Here is a 19872-nt window from a genome sequence, read left to right on the forward strand (position 1 = left end):
GCTGTTTTCATTATTTAAAATGTGTATTACAATATTTGCAGGCACTTATATAAAACGGATAAACCAAGCAATTCAAAGCCTGTAAATCTCACTCTATTTTCCTATTTCTTGGTTTTGCTCTTGTAACAAAAAAGTTTATAGTATAAAATTCAATAAAGATACAGTATAATGGTACTATTATAGATAGAAAAGAAATGGCAGGGGGAAAAATTTTGAATCTAAGTTTAATAAATATTGGCTTTGGTAATGTTGTTTCCGCAAACCGCATTATTTCTATCGTGTCTCCGGAATCAGCACCAGTAAAACGAATTATTACGGTCGCCAGAGATAATAATAAGTTAGTGGACGCTACCTATGGCAGACGTACCAGAGCTGTTATCATTACGGATAGCGATCATGTTGTATTATCTGCAGTGCAGCCTGAAACAGTAGGACAACGGCTTGTGACAAACGATGAAATTGCAGACGAATAACGAAGCTGGAAATTAGGAGGAAATGGTTTGATTAAAGAGAAAGGCATTTTATTTATTTTATCTGGTCCATCAGGAGTAGGAAAAGGTACAGTTCGTAAAAAATTATTTGAGGAAGAGTTAGATCTTCAATATTCTATTTCCATGACAACCAGAGACAGAAGAACCGGGGAAGTCGATGGTGTCGATTATTTTTATAAATCCCGTGAAGAATTTGAAAAGCTGGTGAAAGAAGGCGAGCTTTTAGAATATGCCCAGTATGTAAATAATTATTATGGGACTCCGAGAAAATATGTAGAGGAAACAATTGAAAAAGGACTTGATGTTTTTCTTGAGATAGAAGTGCAGGGAGCAATGCAAGTGAAGAAAAATTTCCCTCAAGGTGTATTTATCTTCCTATTCCCTCCTAGTTTAGAAGAGTTGAAAAATCGTATCGTTAATCGTGGTACAGAATCACAGGAACTTGTTTTAAACCGTTTGAAGGAAGCTCGCAATGAAATAGAAATGATGGATGCCTATGATTATGTTGTCGTCAATGATCAGGTAGAAACAGCAGTTGATAAAGTAAAAGCAATTATCAAAAGTGAGCATTTAAAGCGGGAAAGAATCGCAAAACAATATAAGCAAATTTTGGAGGATGAGTTATCATGATGTTAGAACCTTCTATTGATTCACTGCAAACGAGAATTAAATCAAAATACAGTTTAGTCACTTTATCGGCCAGAAGAGCGAGAGAACTGAGCGAAACAAATGAAGTTTTAGTAGACCGTCCCAAATCGCATAAATTTGTTGGGAAAGCATTAGAAGAAATTGAGGCTGGAAAGCTTTATATTAAAAAATAAGTGTAAATTACAGAACAATAAAGACCTTTGCACAGCGAATAATTCTTCATACAAGAATTGTTCGGGGTGCAGAGGTTTTTCTATTTGCAGCGGAGTTGTTTTAAATTTTGCCCGGCCTCTTTTCCAAGCCTTCATTCGGCAGAGAAAGCCTATTATATGTTATAACTATGTATAGAGAAGATAAAAAAATGTTGAAATATGTTTTTAAATGTAAATGCTTATTTAGCATACGAATACGTGAAGAAAAATCATAGAGAGGATGTTTTCCATGCTCCATCAGAAAAAAATACTTTTAGGTGTTTCAGGCGGTATTGCTGTCTATAAGGTAAGTGCGCTTGCAAGTAAGCTGACACAGCTTGGTGCGGAAGTGAAGGTTATCATGACAGAAAGTGCGACGGAATTTGTTACACCGTTAACCTTCCAGGCATTAACAAGAAATCCAGTGTATACAGATACCTTTGATGAAAAAAATCCAAAGAAAATAGCGCATATTGATTTGGCGGACTGGGCGGATATCGCCATTATTGCTCCGGCAACAGCGAATATTATTGCAAAGATGGCCCATGGGCAGGCAGATGATATGCTCTCCACCACCATGCTGGCAACGCAGGCCGAGGTATATATTGCTCCGGCAATGAATGTGCATATGTATGATCATCCGGCTGTTATCCAAAACATGAAACAGCTTGAAAAGTGGGGGTACCATTTTATCGAGCCGGGTGATGGTTATTTAGCCTGCGGTTATGTCGGAAAAGGCCGTCTGGAAGAACCCCAGGAAATTATTTCTGTGTTGGAACGTCATCAGCAGAGAACACTCGATATGCAGGGGAAAAAGGTGCTTGTCTCTGCCGGACCGACAAAGGAAATGATTGATCCGGTACGTTTCTTCACCAACCGTTCCTCCGGAAAAATGGGTTTTGCTTTAGCTGAAGCAGCTGCAGAACGGGGCGCAGATGTTACGTTAGTTGCGGGACCTGTGTCGATAGAGGCGCAGCATCCATCGATAAAACGAATCGATGTTGTTTCTGCCAAGGAAATGTATGATGCGATGAACGAGCAGTTTGCTGATAAAGATATTGTCATCAAATCAGCTGCGGTAGCCGATTACCGTCCCAAAGAGGTACAAACATCTAAGATGAAGAAAAAAGAAGGCGATGATGTAATAACTCTGGAACGGACAGAGGATATACTAAAAAAACTTGGAGAAAGAAAAGAAAATCAATTTTTAGTCGGATTTGCTGCAGAAACAGACACCCCTATTGAATATGGACTGGGAAAACGGAAGAAGAAAAATTTAGATGCTATTGTTGTCAATGATGTCAGCCGTGAGGGAGCAGGATTTGAAGGAGATACAAATATTGTTTCCTACATTAATAAGGCGGAATCGGTCATTGAATTGAAGCAGGCCACCAAAAAACAGATAGCAGTCCAGCTCTTAGATTGTATTTTACAAGATATGAAGGATGATTCCATTTGAAAATTGCCAGTGTCATCGTTGATGTGCCGACAAGTGCAACGAATCAAACATACGACTATTTAGTTCCAGAAAAATATCATGAAATCATTACTCCCGGTATGCGCGTCACTGTGCCATTTGGACCGCGGAAGATTATGGGGTTTGTTGTCCAATTAAAGAAGGAAACACATTTATCAAAAGTAAAAGAACTGCATGAGGTGTTAGATATAACACCTGTTTTAACAGAGGAACTGCTCCAGCTGGGGAAATCAGTCGCCAAAAAAACACTTAGCTTATATATTACCGTATTTCAAACGATGCTGCCCCAGGTATTAAAATCCCAGTACACGAAGGATTTGGTACGGGAGACAGACGAATTTCTCAGCCCGGAATTAGAGGATTTGTTTGCAGGCAGAGAATCCATTTCATTTGAAGAATTCACAGCTTCTTCTATCAGCTATTATCAATTACAAAAACAAATAGAAGCTGGAAATATTACGATTTACTATCATGTGAAGTCAAGAATTACGAAAAAACAGCTGACCATGGTGCAATTGGATGTATCAGAAATGCGTGCCATGGAGGCGTTAGAGGATTTATCCAAGCAGGCAAAAAAACAAAAAGAGCTGATTCAATTCTTTATTGAGTATCCGGAGCCGATCGAACAGGCGAAATTAATTCAAACTTTAGGCACCTCTGCTCAGACTGTGAAAACGTTGGTATCCAAAGGGATTGTAAAGACATTTCAGCAGGAAGTATTCCGTGATCCTTATAAGAATCAGCCAATTGAACAGACAGAAGCATTCGAACTTACGGAAGAACAGGCGGAGGCCATCAAACCGGTGATGGCCTCTATTGAGAATCAAGAGGATAATATATTTCTATTACATGGTGTTACCGGAAGCGGTAAAACAGAAATTTATCTGCAATCAATCCAGCATGTGATTTCAAAAGGACAGGAGGCGATTGTTCTTGTTCCGGAAATTTCGTTAACGCCGCAGATGGTCCGCCGCTTTAAAGGCCGATTCGGATCCAGTGTAGCAGTTATGCATAGCGGTCTTTCTGCCGGAGAAAAGTATGACGAGTGGAGAAAAATTCAGCAAAAGCAGGTGCAAGTGGTTGTCGGTGCCCGCTCTGCGATATTTGCTCCTTTTTCAAATATTGGTATTATTATTATTGATGAAGAGCATGAAACAACCTACAAACAGGAAGACCAGCCAAGGTATCACGCCCGGGACGTTGCGATAGAAAGAGCGGTCAGTCATCGCTGTCCGGTTGTGCTTGGCAGTGCAACGCCTTCGTTAGAAAGCTATGCCAGAGCTAAAAAAGGTGTCTACAAACTGTTAACACTTGCCAGCCGTACGAATCAGCAGCAAATGCCAAGTGTTGAGATTGTCGATATGCGCAAAGAACTGCATGCCGGCAACCGGACCATGTTTTCTACGTCGCTGATGGAAAATATGAAGGCTTGTATGGAGCGTGGAGAACAGATTGTACTGCTCTTAAATCGCAGAGGATATTCGACGTTTGTGATGTGCCGTGATTGCGGCCATGTATCCGAATGTCCACATTGTGATATTGCATTAACTTATCATAAGAACTCACATCGGCTTAAATGTCATTATTGTTCCTACGAACAGGCGGTTCCAGCACATTGTCCATCCTGTGAAAGTGATTCTATCCGCTACTTTGGAACAGGTACCCAGCGGGTGGAAGAGTCCCTGGCGAAGCTTCTGCCGGAAGCTCGCGTGATTCGGATGGACGTGGACACAACGAGACGCAAGGGTTCTCATGAAAAATTATTAAAACAGTTTTCAGAGAAGAAAGCAGATATTTTACTAGGGACACAGATGATTGCCAAAGGCTTGGATTTTAAAGATGTGACATTGGTCGGAGTGTTATCAGCAGACTCGATGCTGCATCTTCCTGATTTCCGTGCCTCCGAGCGTACTTTTCAATTATTGACGCAAGTAAGCGGTAGAGCAGGCAGACATGAGCTCACGGGTAATGTAATTGTGCAGACCTATACGCCGGAGCATTATAGTGTGACATATGCTGCCGGCCACAATTTTTTAGATTTTTATCAGCATGAAATGGCTGTCCGAAAAGCATTTCAATATCCGCCGTTTGTTTTCCTTGTATTAGTCACCGTATCGCATGAAAATCATGCCCGGGCCGTACAGGTTACGGGGGAGATTGTAAAGCAGCTGAGTGAGATTGTGTCACCTGGAACAACTATTTTAGGCCCGACACCTTCCACTATTGCACGGATAAAAGATAGATATCGGTATCAGTGCATGATAAAATACAAGCATGAACCTGACTTAATAAACTATTTAGAACAAATTCAATCGGCATATGCTGATGAGATACGGAAGCAGACGCTGCAGTTGTTCATCGATATGCAGCCGTATTATATGATGTGAGGAGGTTCAAAAAGTCCAATAAAAATGACATGGAAAAAAAGGAACTTCTACTAAGAACGTCCACGTCCTGTGGACAACGCAGAAGTCACCATATCCTGTGAAAGCTCGTTAGCTTGCATTTCCGTTGGGGCTGCGATTACTCGTCCCATTAAAAGAGTTGCTCACGTATTTATAAGCATACGTTCCGCTACTCAATGCTGCGCTGCCTCGATCTTCTCGGTCCTTTTTATCGAACTTTTTGAACATAATTTAATCTATATAAATTGAAGTAAGAAATTACACTTTATTTTTCTTATAAAAATGACGAAATAATGATTGAAAACAGTAACTAGCGGAAGAAAAACACGTAGACTCCTGTGGGAAAGCGCGGAGGGAAGACCCCGCAGAAAAAAAGCGAACTTCTTTTTTTCGAGGAGGCTGAGCTCAAGCCCACGGAAAGCGTAGTGTTTTTCTGTAGCGGTAGCTATTAATTTCAATTTATATAACTGGAAGGAAATGAGGGAATAAATTTGAAACGAATCGTTTTTATGGGGACACCAGACTTTGCTGTCCCTGTTTTACAAAAAATTATCGAAAATAACTATGAAGTTGTGCTTGTTGTAACCCAGCCGGACCGGCCGAAAGGAAGAAAAAAAGTTATTACCCCGACTCCGGTCAAAGAAGAAGCCTTAAAACATGGCATAGAGGTATTTCAGCCTGAAAAGCTAAAGAATGACTTTCAAGCGCTGGCAGATGCAAAGCCGGACCTGATTATAACGGCAGCCTACGGGCAAATCCTGCCTAAGGAGGTGCTGGATATAGCACCATTTGGAGCAATAAACGTACATGCTTCCCTGCTTCCGGAACTGCGCGGCGGTGCGCCGATTCATTATTCCATTATACAAGGGAAGCAGAAGTCAGGAGTAACCATCATGTATATGGCGGAAAAACTGGACGCGGGAGATATCCTGACGCAGGTAGAAGTAGAGATAGAAAACACCGATCATGTCGGAACATTGCATGATAAGCTGGCAGAAGCTGGCTCAGACTTGCTTATTCAAACCCTGCCTGATTTATTTGCTTCTAAAATAACACCTCAGAAGCAGGACGAAGCATTAGCAACCTTCGCATCAAACATTAAACGGGAACAAGAAAAGATTGACTGGAATAAACCCGCCGCAGAGATTTATAATCAAATAAGAGGGCTCCACCCTTGGCCTGTTGCATTTACTACCTATCAAGGCAAGGTAATGAAAATCTGGTGGGGAGAAGAAGCAGCAGAAAGCTCATCGTCCAAACCGGCGGGGGAAATTATCTCGAAGGACAGTTCCTCTTTTACAGTGCAGTGCGGACAGCAAACAAGTATAAAGATAACGGAGATTCAACCTGCCGGAAAGAAGCGCATGAACGTAAAAGATTATTTGCAGGCTTCTCAGGACAGGATTCAAATCGGCGTCATACTAGGAGAATAAAATAATTATGAAATATCAACTGAGACAAACCATGCTTGATGTTCTTATTCGGATTGAAAAAGATAAAGGATACAGCAATCTGCTGTTAAATCAGGAATTAAAGCAAAAAGGTTTAATTGAAAAAGATAAAAGATTACTTACAGAAGTAGTCTATGGCACTATACAAAATCAAATAACCATTGACTATTATCTAGCACCATTTATCAAAAATAAGAAAAAAATAGATGTATGGGTGAAACAGCTGTTAAGAATGTCTGTATACCAGATGGTGTATTTAGAAAAAATTCCGGATCATGCTGTGCTTCACGAATCCGTTGAAATTGCTAAGATACGCGGTCATAAGGGGATTGCTTCTTTCGTGAACGGAATATTGCGCAGTATGCAGCGGGACGGTCTGCCGGACCTATCCTTGATAAAGGATCCTGTGGAACGAATCTCAGTGGAGACAAGCCATCCGCTCTGGCTTGTTGAAAGATGGATAGAAATGTATGGCAAAGAACGAACCGAAGCAATGTGCCATGAAAATTTAAAGCATTTCCCTATGTCTATCCGGATTCAGCCTATGAAAACAAATCGTGAAACGGTTATAGAGCAGCTTGAAAGAGAAGGATTCATGGTATCAGCATCCCAATTTTCACCACAGGGTATTTTGATTGAAAAAGGAAATATCTTTAAAACAAATCTTTTGCAGGGGGGGTTCGTAACTATACAGGACCAAAGCTCCATGCTTGCGGCGGAGTCATTAAAATTAGAGCCAGGTATGAAAGTGTTGGATACATGCAGTGCGCCGGGGGGAAAGGTAACGCATATTGCAGAGAAAATGACAGATCAAGGAGATATTCACGCCTATGATCTGCATCAGAAAAAAGTGAAATTAATCGAAGAAAAAGCAGCTGTATTGAATTTACATTCGATATCTGCCCATCAAGGGGATGCCAGAAAACTGAATGAAAAGTATGAAGAAGCAAGCTTTGACCGGATTCTTATCGACGCTCCCTGTTCCGGCTTAGGCGTTATTAACGGCAAGCCTGAAATAAAATATGAAAAACAGGTGCAAGATATTGAACGTCTTGCAGCCATTCAGCTGGATATTGTCCAGGCTGCAGCAAAACTTTTAAAACCAGATGGGCTGCTTATTTACAGCACATGTACAGTTGACAAAGAAGAAAATAACCAAGTAATCCAGAAATTTTTAGAAAAAAATGATGGATTTAGTGTGGACCTCTCCTTTAGAGAGGACCTTTCCGAACAATTAAAACAAGCGCCAGGCTGGTCATCAGAAGGATTACAACTATTCCCCCAAGATTTTCAGACAGATGGATTTTTCCTGACAAGAATCAAACGGAATAGGTAAAGGATGTTTACTAGAGGAAAAAGTTTCATTTAACTTATAGAATGCATAGTTTTAATCTACGGAAGAATGTGCCATAATTATAAAGAAGTCTATACGGATATTTAAATAATGAAAAACGCATATTCCGGTTTTATCAAGGTGTTATTGACTGGGACTGCGATTACTCGTCCCACTGAAGGACTTTTGTAAGATTCCCGATTCGAGAAGAGAGAATCGAAAATTCTAAGCGGGACTTCAGCAGTAAGTAACAGTCTGATTAGTTTAATTATCATTTCGTGGAGGAGAAAAGCCCCGCGAAATGAAGTTTCACTTTATCTTATTTGTGGACATTCATTTACGAAAAGTAATCAGTATTATTTGAGAAGGATATATATTTGGATTTGTAAAGGGGGAGTAGCTCTTGAAAGGACTTTTCTTAACGCATTGCGGACAAGTTCGCAATCATAATGAAGATGCAGGCGGTGTTTTTGAAAATAAAAGCAAGCAGCCAATTGCCATTATTGCTGATGGCATGGGAGGTCATCAAGCAGGTGATGTAGCAAGTATGCTGGCTGTTGATAATATTAAAAACAGATGGGAAGAAACCGAACAAGTTGAAAACACAGATGAGATTGAACAGTGGTTTCAACAAACAATTAAAGAAACAAATGAACAAATTTTTCAGAAATCGCAAGAAAACAAGCAGCTGGAAGGGATGGGGACAACCCTTGTAGCCGTAGTGATAATAGGAGATTCCCTTACGATTGCCCACATTGGGGACAGCCGCTTGTATATTGCCAGAGGCAGTCAGGTTGAACAGCTGACAGAGGATCATTCCTTTGTAAATGAGCTTGTAAAAAGAGGCGAGATTACAGAGGGGGATGCTGAGGTCCATCCTTATAAAAATTACATTATTCGTGCGCTGGGGACAGACGCCAAAGTTGATACAGATGTAAAGACGCTGACATGGCAGGCGGGAGACCGGCTGCTGCTATGTTCAGATGGTCTGTCAGATAAACTCAGTCAAACGGAATTAGCACAACATATTACGGCAGATAACGAGATGGATGAGATAGGTCGCCAACTTGTTGATTTAGCGAATCAGCGCGGTGGAGAAGATAATATATCGCTTATCTTGATAACACATGACGGTTCAGGCTCGGAGGCAGGTGAACCTGCATGAACACGGGACACTTACTAAATGACCGTTATCGAATCGAGAGAAAAATAGGCGGCGGCGGAATGGCTAATGTCTTTCTCGCCAGAGATACCATTCTTGAGCGTGATGTAGCTGTTAAAGCATTGCGTACCGACTATGTACACGACCAGGAGTTTATTGCCCGTTTTGACCGTGAAGCGCAATCTGCAAGCTCTCTCTCTCATCCGAATATTGTCAATATCTTCGACGTCGGTGAAGACGATCAGGTATTGTATATGATTATGGAATATGTAGAGGGGATGACTTTAAAGGAGTATATTCAGCAGTTTGGGCCAATAGAGGTTCCCCTAGCGCTGGATATCATGAAACAGATCGCTTCTGCTATTGCGCTGGCACATGAAAATGATATTATTCATCGTGATATCAAGCCTCAAAATATATTAATTGACCGTTTTGGCCAGGCGAAAGTGACAGATTTCGGGATTGCGATGGCTCTCAGCGCAACCGCATTGACGCAAACCAATTCTATCCTGGGTTCTGTTCATTACCTGTCACCAGAGCAGGCGCGCGGCGGAATGGCAACAAAAAAATCAGATATTTATTCATTAGGTATTGTATTGTTTGAATTATTGACTGGGAAATTGCCTTTTTCTGGGCAATCCCCAGTATCTATTGCATTAAAGCATTTGCAAAGCGATACACCGTCTGTGAAAGAAATCAACCCGGATATCCCGCAGAGTGTAGAGAATATTGTTTTGCAGGCAACAGCTAAAAATTCATTTTATCGTTATGAAGATGTCTATCAGTTTGAGGCAGCTCTTGAAACTGCATTGTCACCGGAAAAATTACATGAGGATCCTTTTACGATTCCGGATGAAGAAGGCGACGAGACAAAAGCGATTCCAATTATTACAGACGATGATTTTTCCGAGGATGATACAGAAGCAGGACGGACGATAGTTCATCAAGCGGATACAGAGCCGACAAAAAGCTACCCGGATGATGACAATAAAAAGAAAAAAGAAAAGAAGAAAAAGAAACCTGCCAGTAAAAAGAAAAAAATTATCTGGATATCGGTTCTATTATTATTACTTATCGGTATCGGAACTGCTGCGGTTGTGTATGCGATGCAGCCTCAAGATGTCACGATAGCCGATTATGTAAATGAACCGGCAGATGAAGCAAGAGAGGCACTGGAAAGTCAAAATCTTCTAGTTGAAATAGAAGAGGTTAATTCGGAGGAAATTGAGGCCGGATATGTGGAGAGAACCAATCCTGTTGCTGGAAGAACAATTAAAGAAGGGGCAGCAATCACTCTGTTTGTCAGTCAAGGGCCAGAACAAGTGGAATTTGGTGATTTTGTCGGAGAAGATTTTGAAGAGGTGGAAGCACAATTGAACCAAGAAGGTTTTGAAGATATTACACCTTTTGAAAGAAACTCTGACCAGCCTGTCGGCGAGATAATTTCGCAGGTGCAGCCGGATCCGGAATCATCTGTCGTTCCAGCAGATACGAAGGTTATTTTTGAAGTCAGTGCTGGACCAGAGATGGTGAGCCTTAATAACCTGACAGGAATGAGTGAAGAAGAAGCACAAGCTTATGTTGATCGTAATGAATTGGTTATGAATAAGCATGAAGAGCATTCAGATGATGTCGAAGAAAGGCTTGTTGTCAGACAATCTCCAGAATCAGGAACAGATATTGAAAAAGGTTCTACCGTTGATGTTTATTTCTCTTTAGGGCCGGAAGAGGAACCGCCGCGGTCTCATTCTGTTTCGTATATGGTTCCATATACGCTTAATAATGAAGAGGAATCAGCTGAAGAAGGCGGAGAAGAGAACGAAGGAAATCAAGAGGAAGACAACGAAGAACAATCATCTGGTGACGGGAATAATGACGAAGAGCAAAACAGCGAATCAGATGAAGAGAATGCAGAGAACGAGGACACAAATAATGAAGATTCGAATAACGAAGATTCCAATAATGAAGAAGCAAATGCAGAGAATGAAGAAGAAACAGAACCGGCAGAACCAGAGGAGCAAACGGTGCGAATCTATATAGGTGACAGTAATAACGATATTTCAGATGTATATCGGGAAGAGACAATAACAGAAGATACCGAAGTGACGTTCACATTAACGATTGCGCCAGGAACGGATGCCGAGTATCGAATCACCAGAGATGACGAGGAAATTACGGAAAGGACTGTATCCTATGATGGAGAGGAAGAGTAGATGGCAGTAGGAAGAATTATTAAAGCATTAAGCGGCTTCTACTATGTACAGTCAAATGAAGGAGTTTATGCTTGCAGGGGCAGAGGGGTATTCCGAAATAAAAAAATCACCCCTCTAGTTGGCGATTTTGTGGAATTTGAAGTTCGTAATGAAGTGGAAGGCTACATTATGAAAGTAAGAGACAGGTCGAATGAGCTTATTCGGCCTCCTATTGCGAATATTGATCAAGTAGGAATTGTCAGTGCCGCAACTTCTCCGGACTTCAATCCGCTATTGCTGGACCGTTTTCTTGTCCTTGTAGAATCAAAGCATATTCAGCCTTTGATTCTTATTACAAAAATGGATTTAATAGCGCAAGCAGAAATCGATAGAATTAAGGAATATCAAACAGCCTATCAGGAGATCGGCTATGAAGTGAAGCTGTTATCATCCAAAGAGCCGGAATGGATTTCCGAAGTAATGCCCTATTTTAAAGATAAGGTGACCGTTTTTGCGGGGCAGTCCGGCGTCGGCAAATCATCGTTATTAAACACACTGGATCCAAATCTGTATTTGGAAACAGCTGAGATTTCAAAAAGTCTTGGAAGGGGAAAGCATACCACAAGGCATGTAGAGCTCCTGGCAATTGGAGAAGGGCTTGTGGCGGACACGCCTGGATTTAGTGCGTTAGAGTTTTCCGATTTAGAGCCGGAAGATTTGGGACCGTGTTTTCCTGAAATCAGACTTCATATGCCGGATTGTAAATTTCGGGGCTGTTTGCATGATAAAGAACCCAAATGTGCAGTGAAAGCAGCTGTTTCGGATGGAGCTATAGCTGACTTCAGATACGATCATTATTTACGTTTCCTAGAAGAAATTAAAACGAGAAAGCCGAGGTATTAATTATGACAAAAATAGCACCTTCTATTTTATCAGCTGATTTTGCCAAGCTTGGAGAAGAAATCAAAGAAGTGGAACAAGCCGGGGCAGATTATATTCATGTTGATGTCATGGATGGACATTTTGTTCCTAACATTACCATTGGTCCTTTAATCGCAGATGCGATTAAACCAATTACAAATTTGCCGTTAGATGTTCATTTAATGATAGAAAATCCAGATGCATATATACCGCAATTTGCTAAAAGTGCATCTATCATTACCGTCCATCAAGAAGCCTGTGTGCATCTGCACCGTACATTACAATTGATTCGCTCCCATGGTGTAAAGCCTGGCGTCGTTATTAACCCGGGCACTTCAGCCGAAGCCATTAAGCCGGTTTTAACGGAAGTGGATCTTGTTTTATTGATGACTGTGAATCCAGGCTTTGGGGGGCAGTCTTTCATTAAAGAAGTTGTCCCTAAGGTTGCCCAGATAGCCTCCTGGCGTGAAGAAATGGGCTTAAGCTTTGAAATAGAAATCGATGGCGGAGTAAATGAGGAAACTGCGCCTGTATGTACGGAAAATGGTGCAGATGTATTAGTCGCAGGAAGTGCTATTTTTAATCAGCGTGACCGAAAAGCAGCCATTGACGTGATTCGCAAGAGTGCAGAGAAACAATGACGCGTGTCGGCATTGTAGGTAATGGTCCGAAAGAACAGTTACCCAATCTGTTAACCTATCAAGAGGAAGTGGATTTTTGGATTGGCGCTGATCGCGGGGCACTTTATTTAGCAGAGCAGGGAATAACGATAGACATTGCACTTGGAGATTTTGATTCTGTCACTGAAAGCGAATATGCTATTATTGAAAAACATGCGGAGCTTTTTGATAAGCACCCGGTGATGAAGAATCAGACGGATTTAGAGATTGCTATCGAGACGGGAAAAAAGAAGGAAGCAAGTGAATTTTACTTGTTTGGAGCAACTGGGGGCAGGCTGGATCATGCATTAATGAATCTGCAGCTGCTTTACCCATTATTACAGCAAGGAAAGCGTGCGGTTATACTTGATAAGGGGAACCGTATTGAAATGCTGAAGCCGGGCAGCTATTCAGTGGAGGAGGAAGGATATTCTTATATTTCTTTTTTAGCATTTACACCTGTGGCTGCCGGATTAACATTGACCGGATTTGTATACCCATTAGAAAATAAAACGATACATTGGGGATCATCTTTATGCATATCTAATGAGCTTAGTCAAAAAAAAGGTACTTTTTCTTTCTCTAAAGGCATACTAATACTAGTAAAGAGTTATGATGCAGTTTAACTAATGATAAGTGTTCAACATTACGATAAAGGGGATTAAGAAGTTCGATACGTCATTTTTAGCGGACTTTTTGAACATCCTTTAGGAGCAAATAGGATAGTTAAACAGGGAGGGCCTTTATAAATGAAATTTTATACGATTAAGCTTCCTAAGTTTGTAGGCGGATTTGTAAAAGTGATTATTGGTGTATTTAAAAAAGAAAAGTAATAGTAAACGAGCTTTTGTCATTAACGGCAAAAGCTTATTTTTTAGAGGAATTTAGAGAAATTCGTTTAGTTGAAAGAGATAATTTAAGAAAAAAAGTAAAGCTGAAAATAATTTCTTTGTGGAGAAAAACCTGAAACTGATAACCATGATATGTATTTATTACTTCTCCAATGATAGTAAAATTTTTTTAGACACAAAAAAACACCATGTGAAACATGGTGTTTTTAAGGCATATGCACATATTTTCGTATATTATACACGTTCTACTTTGCCTGATTTTAATGCACGAGCAGATACATATACTTTCTTCGGTTTTCCATCTACCATAATACGTACTTTTTGTACATTTGCTTTCCAATTACGCTTGTTGGAATTCATAGCGTGAGAACGTTGGTTACCACTACGTGTTTGGCGTCCAGTTACAACACATTTTCTAGCCATGTCATTCCCTCCTTACATTCCAAAATCAGTATACCACTAACTTAATTTATCATAACTTCCCCGATATTGCAATTGAATCTTTTTTATTCGTTAAAGTCTGTGTGCTTTTTGAACATCCTGTGAAAGAAAAATTGCTTGACAGATGAATGAAAATCATCCATTGTAATAATGGAGTTTTTCTTCTGCATAGAATAGAAGGCAATGGTTGAGTGGACAGGTTTTCGAATTCTCGCAGGCTCTCTTTTAAAATGGCAGAGCGTATAGTATAATTTTAACCATATATGGTGGAAAAACGAATGATTAAATGGAAGTGGGCAACGATAACTCGTCCCCTTCAGTTTGTTTGGACAGCGATTAAACATATTTTGTAATAAAAGGAGCTGTAGTTATGTCAATAGAGTTGCATACAAACGATGGACTCGTTACGATAACAACAGATGTTATTGCAACAATAGCTGGTGGAACAGCTGTTGAATGCTATGGAATTGTAGGAATGGCATCGAAAAGCCAAATTAAAGATAATATTTCAGAAATACTGCGCAAAGAGAATTATTCAAAAGGAATTGTCGTGCGTCAAGAAGACGGGAAGCTACATATTGACTTGTATATTATTGTAAGTTATGGTACAAAAATTTCTGAAGTGGCACATAATGTGCAATCACAGGTAAAATATACACTTAGTCAATCCTTAGGTTTAGAAATTGATTCGGTAAATATATTTATTCAAGGTGTCCGAGTAGAAAAGGAATAGAGCAGAAGGAGGAGAAGATGTGGCAGTTGAGAAAATAGATGCAGCGTTATTATCACAGATGGTGCTGACCGGAGCTTACCATCTTTCAAATAATGCACAAAAAATTGACGCATTAAACGTTTTCCCTGTTCCTGACGGGGATACTGGAACAAATATGAACTTAACAATCACTTCTGGAGCAAATGAAGTGAAGAAACTGGAAACAGACAAGGTTTATGAAGTTACAAGTGCCTTTTCGAAGGGATTATTAATGGGAGCCAGAGGGAATTCTGGTGTGATTTTATCCCAGATCTTCCGCGGCTTTGCGAAAGCATGTGAAGGAAAAAAAGAGCTTTATGTAAAAGATTTTGCTGAAGCCTTTGAAGGGGCTGTCCATGCAGCGTATAAGGCGGTTATGAAGCCTGTAGAGGGAACTATTCTTACCGTAGCAAAAGATACCGGAAATAAAGCAATGGAAATTTCCGATAATAATTTGGACATCATTGCATTCATGGAAGAAATTTTAAAAGAAGCAAAAGCATCGTTAAAACGTACTCCTGATCTATTGCCTGTTTTAAAGGAAGTAGGGGTCGTGGACTCGGGCGGTCAAGGTCTGGTGACAATTTATGAAGGCTTTCTTGCTGCGCTAAAGGGTGAAGAACTGCCGGAAGAATCTGATGCTGCTGGTAAAATGGACGAAATGATCAATGCCGAACATCATAAAGTAACTCAGGATTTCATGAATACTGAGGATATTGTATATGGATATTGTACAGAGTTTATGGTGAAATTAGAAGATGAAAAATTAAAAGATCATCCTTTTGATGAAACGACTTTCCGCAATGAATTAAGTGAATGGGGAGATTCCCTCCTTGTTGTTGCGGATGATGAAATTGTAAAAGTGCACGTACATGCTGAAGCTCCAGGCACGTGCTTAAATCTGGCCCAGCAGTATGGCAGCTTGATTAATCTGAAAATCGAAAACATGCGGGAACAGCACACAGCAATTGTCGGAGATAAAAAAGAAGCGCCAAAAGAAAAATCCGCTTATGGCATTGTGACTGTAGCAATGGGAAATGGATTAAAGGAACTGTTTGAAAACTTAGGGGCTGCCGTAGTCATTGAAGGCGGACAGACAATGAACCCGAGCACGAAGGATATTACCGATGCAATTGAAAAAGCAAATGCAAAGAAAATCATTATCCTTCCTAATAATAAAAATATCCAAATGGCAGCGGAGCAGGCGGCAGAATTAGCCGGCGACCATGTTAGAGTGGTTCCGACTAAAACGATACCACAAGGCATCAGTGCTATGCTGTCATTCCATCCCGAATCATCTTTGGATGAAAATAAATCTGTGATGGAAGAGGCAGGAAAGCAAGTACGGAGCGGGCAAATCACTTATGCAGTAAGGGATACCCAAATTGATGGCATCGATATTGCTAAAGGGCATTTTATGGGGATTGATGAAGGAAAGATTGTAACAACACATAAGGAAAAACAAGAAACGGCTCAAGATCTGATTGATAAAATGATTTCGGAGGACAGTGAAATCTTAACGATTCTTTCAGGAGAAGATGTATCTGAAGAAGAAGTCGAAGCATTAGAAGCTTATGTGGAAGAAAAGTATGATGAAATCGAAGTTGAAGTTCATCGCGGAGAACAGCCTATCTATTCTTATATTTTCTCGGTTGAGTAAAAAAAATAAAGAAGCGTCCACTCTGATATTGTAATCAGGCTGGACGCTTCTTTTATTTATATACCAACGATCTTTAAAACAAACTCGATAAAAAACAAAGTGGATATGAGCAGCAGCGGCTTAGATATTTCATTTCTCTTTCCGAGAGCCAGTTGCACTATAGGATAGGCAATAAAACCAAATGCCATTCCATCACCAATACTATAGGTGAATGGAATCATCACTATAATGAGCAGTGCCGGGATACATTCGGAAAATTGATTCCATGGCAAATATTTCATGTTTTGAACCATTAAGAATCCAACAATAATTAGAATCGGGCTCATTGCTGTTGCAGGAATAATGGAAATCCATGGAATAAATACCACCGTAGCCAAAAATAAGAAACCAGCAGTTATCGCTGCTCTGCCAGTCTTTCCTCCTGATGCTATCACAGCTGCATTTTCAGCGCTTGAGATTGTAGGCGATGTCCCAAATATACCAGAAAGAAACGAAGATGTTGCGGTAATCCGATAAGATTTCTGAAAAGATTCAGGTGATTTCAGCATATCTAATTGGCTGGATAGTGTACCCATGTTTTCAAAAATCAAAATTAAAGTCAATGTAAATACAGATAGCCAAAAAGAGATGTCGCCAATTGCTGTAAATGAAGGAATAAATAGTAATTCATCCAAGTTAAAGCTTACAGATGAAACGCCATTTGTCGGAACATTGAATGCCATAGCAATGAAAGTACCAACAATCATGGTGATTAAAAAATTAGCTGGAACCCCTTTTACAAACAGGTAGATAGCAACAAATAATGTAATCAGTCCTGCAATCACAGTTGGCGAAGTAAAATCACCGATTGTAATGACAGTTTGTTCTCCGCTTGTAACAATTCCGCTATTTTCAACACCAATCAGAATTAAGAAAAACCCTAATCCGATTGTTATCCCGTGCTGCAGGGAGTCCGGTATAGCCTCTTTTAAGATGGTGCTGAGCTTCGTAAAGGCGGTAACCATAAATAATAGTCCTGCTAAACAGACAACAGCTAAACCTTCATGGAAACTAAATCCATTATTTCCAATAATTGAAAATGCAAATAACGCATTAATCCCCATACCAGGAATTAAGATGAGAGGAAGTTTTCCGAAAAACCCCATCATGACAGTGCCGGCAAAACTCGCTAAAATGGTTGCTATCATCCCGTTTTCTAATGAAAGCCCTGCTTCACTTAGGATGCTCCCATTTACAACGACGATATATACCGTTGTCAGATAACCGATAACACCAGCAACAATGTCTTTTCTTAACGTATTTTTTTGTTGCATAGGAAACCTCAATATATTATTATCCCTCTCCCGCCCAATAAAGAATGAAATCTTTATCCACAATTGAATATTATAAGAAGATGTTCAGAAAGTCAATATTCCCAGGATTTAGCCTAGATCACTGTAAGAGATTCGAACGCATGGTTGCTTTTTCATGAATAAATTGTGAATGAAACTCGTATTTTTGTTATAATAGTAGTGGAAAGCTAAAACAATTACAGGGCGGTGTTATTTTTATGAAATATAATTCCGTATTCGATATTATCGGTCCGGTTATGGTAGGACCCTCCAGTTCACATACGGCAGGAGCAGCACGTATTGGAAAAGCGGCCCGGAACCTATTTGGAAGACAGCCCGCCTGGGCAAAAATACATCTTTATGAATCATTCGCTAAAACCTATCGGGGACACGGAACAGATTTTGCGCTTGTCGGCGGCCTTTTAGGTATGGAAACCAATGACCCGCAAATTAGTAAATCTTTGCAGCTGGCGAAAGAACAAGGATTAGAGATTGAGTTTATTGAGGATAGTGCAGCAGTAGACCATCCGAATACAGTCCGTATGATTATCGGCGATGACAAAGAACAGCAAGAGCTGATGGGAATATCTATTGGCGGAGGGAAAGTGGAGATTACAGAATTGAACGGCTTTGAGCTCCGTTTATCCGGGAATCATCCCGCTATTCTAATTATGCATAATGACCGTTTTGGCGCGATTGCATCGGTAACGAGAATTCTGGCAAAATATGAATTGAATATTGGACATATGGAAGTAAATCGAAAAGACGTTGGCAAAGAGGCGCTGATGGTTATTGAGGTGGATCAGAATATAGAAGATTCTATATTACAGGAGCTGCAGGCTGCTGACCACATTATCTCTATTGCAAAGATTGTAAGTTAAAAAGGGGGAATTGCGATGTTTCGAACGGTTGCAGAGTTAGTGGAAATGGCAAAAACAGAAAACATCCCCATATCAGAAGTAATGATACGACAAGAAATGGATGTAAAAGAAAAAACGAGAGATGAAGTTTTTGCAGAGATGGAAAAAAATCTTGTCGTTATGGAAAATGCGATCGAGGATGCACTGAAAGGGGTCCAATCCGTAACAGGACTTACTGGCGGAGATGCTGTGAAAGTGCAAAAATATATGAAAGAAAAAACCCCGCTGTCCGGTAATTTAATGATGGACGCGGTCAGTAAAGCAATGGGAACAAATGAAGTAAATGCAGCCATGGGAATCATTTGTGCCACCCCGACTGCCGGGAGCGCTGGTTGTGTGCCCGGCACATTATTTGCGGTGAAAGAACAATTGAATCCGACGAGAGAAGAAATGGTGCGGTATTTATTCACTTCCGGAGCATTCGGCTTCGTGGTGGCAAACAATGCGTTTATTTCTGGTGCAGCAGGCGGGTGTCAAGCGGAAGTCGGGTCGGCAGGAGCAATGGCCTCTGCCGCTATCGTTGAAATGGCCGGAGGTACACCAGAGCAGTCCGCTCATGCTTTTGCAATGACATTAAAAAACATGCTTGGCTTGGTATGTGATCCGGTAGCTGGTTTAGTAGAAGTTCCATGTGTGAAGAGAAATGCCGGAGGATCCTCTCTTGCTATTGTATCTGCAGACTTAGCTTTAGCGGGTGTAGAAAGCCGTATTCCATGTGATGAAGTCATTGGAGCAATGTATCGAATCGGAAAACAAATGCCTTCTTCTTTACGTGAAACAGGGGAAGGCGGCTTGGCTGATACACCAACGGGGCGATTCCTAAAAGAAAAAATCTTTGGGGTATCTGTCTAACAGAAGAAAAGATAAGAAATAGCAATAGCTCCTGCATTTTTTAGTATAGTATAATTTTTAGTATGGATTTAATAGTATTCAGGAATAGCCGCGGCCAGCTCCGAGCGCCAAAAACTAGGAGATTTCACGTCACGCC

Annotated in this window: 19 protein-coding genes; 17 read left to right on the forward strand and 2 right to left on the reverse strand. The window is 40.5% G+C overall.

What is annotated here, in order from left to right:
• Positions 1 to 212 precede the first annotated feature (212 nt).
• From remA to spoVM, 13 genes are all read left to right on the forward strand, one after another.
• A complete protein-coding gene (remA, locus tag ACW0TQ_RS16355) occupies positions 213 to 473 on the forward strand; it encodes an extracellular matrix/biofilm regulator RemA (RefSeq protein ID WP_042535126.1) in 261 nt (86 codons plus the stop codon).
• Positions 474 to 500: 27 nt separating this feature from the next.
• A complete protein-coding gene (gene gmk, locus ACW0TQ_RS16360; protein WP_042535124.1) occupies positions 501 to 1121 on the forward strand; it encodes a guanylate kinase in 621 nt (206 codons plus the stop codon).
• Entirely contained in the window at positions 1118 to 1312 is a 195-nt protein-coding gene (gene rpoZ / locus ACW0TQ_RS16365; protein WP_084613001.1) for a DNA-directed RNA polymerase subunit omega, read from the forward strand. Before gmk ends, rpoZ begins: the two co-directional genes overlap by 4 nt.
• Positions 1313 to 1580: 268 nt before the next feature.
• Entirely contained in the window at positions 1581 to 2789 is a 1209-nt protein-coding gene (coaBC, locus tag ACW0TQ_RS16370; RefSeq protein WP_042535122.1) for a bifunctional phosphopantothenoylcysteine decarboxylase/phosphopantothenate--cysteine ligase CoaBC, read from the forward strand.
• Positions 2786 to 5194 carry a primosomal protein N' gene (priA, locus tag ACW0TQ_RS16375; RefSeq protein WP_193063351.1) on the forward strand — a complete coding sequence of 803 codons (2409 nt, stop codon included), beginning with the start codon at positions 2786 to 2788 and terminating at the stop codon, positions 5192 to 5194. Before coaBC ends, priA begins: the two co-directional genes overlap by 4 nt.
• Before the next feature lie 509 nt (positions 5195 to 5703).
• Positions 5704 to 6645: a methionyl-tRNA formyltransferase gene (fmt, locus tag ACW0TQ_RS16380; RefSeq protein WP_455725839.1), complete on the forward strand. Its 942-nt coding sequence runs from the start codon at positions 5704 to 5706 to the stop codon at positions 6643 to 6645.
• 7 nt (positions 6646 to 6652) lie between these two features.
• A complete protein-coding gene (rsmB, locus tag ACW0TQ_RS16385) occupies positions 6653 to 7999 on the forward strand; it encodes a 16S rRNA (cytosine(967)-C(5))-methyltransferase RsmB (RefSeq protein ID WP_455725840.1) in 1347 nt (448 codons plus the stop codon).
• Positions 8000 to 8399: 400 nt separating this feature from the next.
• Positions 8400 to 9161 (forward strand): Stp1/IreP family PP2C-type Ser/Thr phosphatase, encoded by a 762-nt coding sequence (locus tag ACW0TQ_RS16390; protein ID WP_042535116.1) that lies wholly within the window; start codon positions 8400 to 8402, stop codon positions 9159 to 9161.
• A complete protein-coding gene (gene pknB / locus ACW0TQ_RS16395) occupies positions 9158 to 11371 on the forward strand; it encodes a Stk1 family PASTA domain-containing Ser/Thr kinase (RefSeq protein ID WP_455725841.1) in 2214 nt (737 codons plus the stop codon). Before ACW0TQ_RS16390 ends, pknB begins: the two co-directional genes overlap by 4 nt.
• Complete coding sequence (gene rsgA / locus ACW0TQ_RS16400) at positions 11372 to 12253, forward strand: ribosome small subunit-dependent GTPase A (RefSeq protein WP_042535112.1); 882 nt, start codon at positions 11372 to 11374, stop codon at positions 12251 to 12253. It abuts the gene before it with no gap.
• A 2-nt stretch (positions 12254 to 12255) separates the two neighbouring features.
• On the forward strand, positions 12256 to 12912 hold the full coding sequence (gene rpe / locus ACW0TQ_RS16405; RefSeq protein ID WP_193063355.1) for a ribulose-phosphate 3-epimerase: 657 nt from the start codon (positions 12256 to 12258) through the stop codon (positions 12910 to 12912).
• A complete protein-coding gene (locus ACW0TQ_RS16410) occupies positions 12909 to 13556 on the forward strand; it encodes a thiamine diphosphokinase (RefSeq protein ID WP_042535108.1) in 648 nt (215 codons plus the stop codon). The genes rpe and ACW0TQ_RS16410 overlap by 4 nt, the downstream gene beginning before the upstream one ends.
• Positions 13557 to 13679: 123 nt before the next feature.
• Positions 13680 to 13763 (forward strand): stage V sporulation protein SpoVM, encoded by an 84-nt coding sequence (spoVM, locus tag ACW0TQ_RS16415; RefSeq protein ID WP_042535106.1) that lies wholly within the window; start codon positions 13680 to 13682, stop codon positions 13761 to 13763.
• A 252-nt stretch (positions 13764 to 14015) separates the two neighbouring features.
• Here the strand turns inward: spoVM and rpmB are convergent, their stop codons facing one another.
• The gene (gene rpmB / locus ACW0TQ_RS16420) at positions 14016 to 14204 is read right to left on the reverse strand and encodes a 50S ribosomal protein L28 (RefSeq protein WP_010649390.1); all 189 of its coding nucleotides are present in this window, start codon (positions 14202 to 14204) and stop codon (positions 14016 to 14018) included.
• A gap of 388 nt (positions 14205 to 14592) precedes the next feature.
• On the opposite strand from rpmB, the gene ACW0TQ_RS16425 reads away from it, so the two are divergent.
• Both ACW0TQ_RS16425 and ACW0TQ_RS16430 read left to right on the forward strand, forming a co-directional pair.
• Complete coding sequence (locus ACW0TQ_RS16425; RefSeq protein WP_042535103.1) at positions 14593 to 14955, forward strand: Asp23/Gls24 family envelope stress response protein; 363 nt, start codon at positions 14593 to 14595, stop codon at positions 14953 to 14955.
• A 19-nt stretch (positions 14956 to 14974) separates the two neighbouring features.
• A complete protein-coding gene (locus tag ACW0TQ_RS16430) occupies positions 14975 to 16633 on the forward strand; it encodes a DAK2 domain-containing protein (RefSeq protein ID WP_042535101.1) in 1659 nt (552 codons plus the stop codon).
• 56 nt (positions 16634 to 16689) lie between these two features.
• Here the strand turns inward: ACW0TQ_RS16430 and ACW0TQ_RS16435 are convergent, their stop codons facing one another.
• The gene (locus ACW0TQ_RS16435; RefSeq protein ID WP_042535099.1) at positions 16690 to 17946 is read right to left on the reverse strand and encodes an NCS2 family permease; all 1257 of its coding nucleotides are present in this window, start codon (positions 17944 to 17946) and stop codon (positions 16690 to 16692) included.
• A 236-nt stretch (positions 17947 to 18182) separates the two neighbouring features.
• Between ACW0TQ_RS16435 and sdaAB the strand changes: the two genes are divergently transcribed.
• Both sdaAB and sdaAA read left to right on the forward strand, forming a co-directional pair.
• The gene (gene sdaAB / locus ACW0TQ_RS16440) at positions 18183 to 18845 is read left to right on the forward strand and encodes an L-serine ammonia-lyase, iron-sulfur-dependent subunit beta (protein WP_042535097.1); all 663 of its coding nucleotides are present in this window, start codon (positions 18183 to 18185) and stop codon (positions 18843 to 18845) included.
• A 15-nt stretch (positions 18846 to 18860) separates the two neighbouring features.
• Positions 18861 to 19736 carry an L-serine ammonia-lyase, iron-sulfur-dependent, subunit alpha gene (gene sdaAA / locus ACW0TQ_RS16445; protein ID WP_042535096.1) on the forward strand — a complete coding sequence of 292 codons (876 nt, stop codon included), beginning with the start codon at positions 18861 to 18863 and terminating at the stop codon, positions 19734 to 19736.
• The last annotated feature ends 136 nt before the right edge of the window (positions 19737 to 19872 follow it).

Source organism: Oceanobacillus sp. M60 (assembly GCF_053839645.1).

Coding starts and splice junctions, on each gene's coding strand:
- rpoZ (WP_084613001.1), top strand. CDS start 1,118: ATGATGTTAGAACCTTCTATTGATTCACTGCAAACGAGAATTAAATCA.
- coaBC (WP_042535122.1), top strand. CDS start 1,581: ATGCTCCATCAGAAAAAAATACTTTTAGGTGTTTCAGGCGGTATTGCT.
- rsmB (WP_455725840.1), top strand. CDS start 6,653: ATGAAATATCAACTGAGACAAACCATGCTTGATGTTCTTATTCGGATT.
- pknB (WP_455725841.1), top strand. CDS start 9,158: ATGAACACGGGACACTTACTAAATGACCGTTATCGAATCGAGAGAAAA.
- rsgA (WP_042535112.1), top strand. CDS start 11,372: ATGGCAGTAGGAAGAATTATTAAAGCATTAAGCGGCTTCTACTATGTA.
- rpe (WP_193063355.1), top strand. CDS start 12,256: ATGACAAAAATAGCACCTTCTATTTTATCAGCTGATTTTGCCAAGCTT.
- ACW0TQ_RS16410 (WP_042535108.1), top strand. CDS start 12,909: ATGACGCGTGTCGGCATTGTAGGTAATGGTCCGAAAGAACAGTTACCC.
- spoVM (WP_042535106.1), top strand. CDS start 13,680: ATGAAATTTTATACGATTAAGCTTCCTAAGTTTGTAGGCGGATTTGTA.
- rpmB (WP_010649390.1), bottom strand. CDS start 14,204: ATGGCTAGAAAATGTGTTGTAACTGGACGCCAAACACGTAGTGGTAAC.
- ACW0TQ_RS16425 (WP_042535103.1), top strand. CDS start 14,593: ATGTCAATAGAGTTGCATACAAACGATGGACTCGTTACGATAACAACA.
- ACW0TQ_RS16435 (WP_042535099.1), bottom strand. CDS start 17,946: ATGCAACAAAAAAATACGTTAAGAAAAGACATTGTTGCTGGTGTTATC.
- sdaAB (WP_042535097.1), top strand. CDS start 18,183: ATGAAATATAATTCCGTATTCGATATTATCGGTCCGGTTATGGTAGGA.
- sdaAA (WP_042535096.1), top strand. CDS start 18,861: ATGTTTCGAACGGTTGCAGAGTTAGTGGAAATGGCAAAAACAGAAAAC.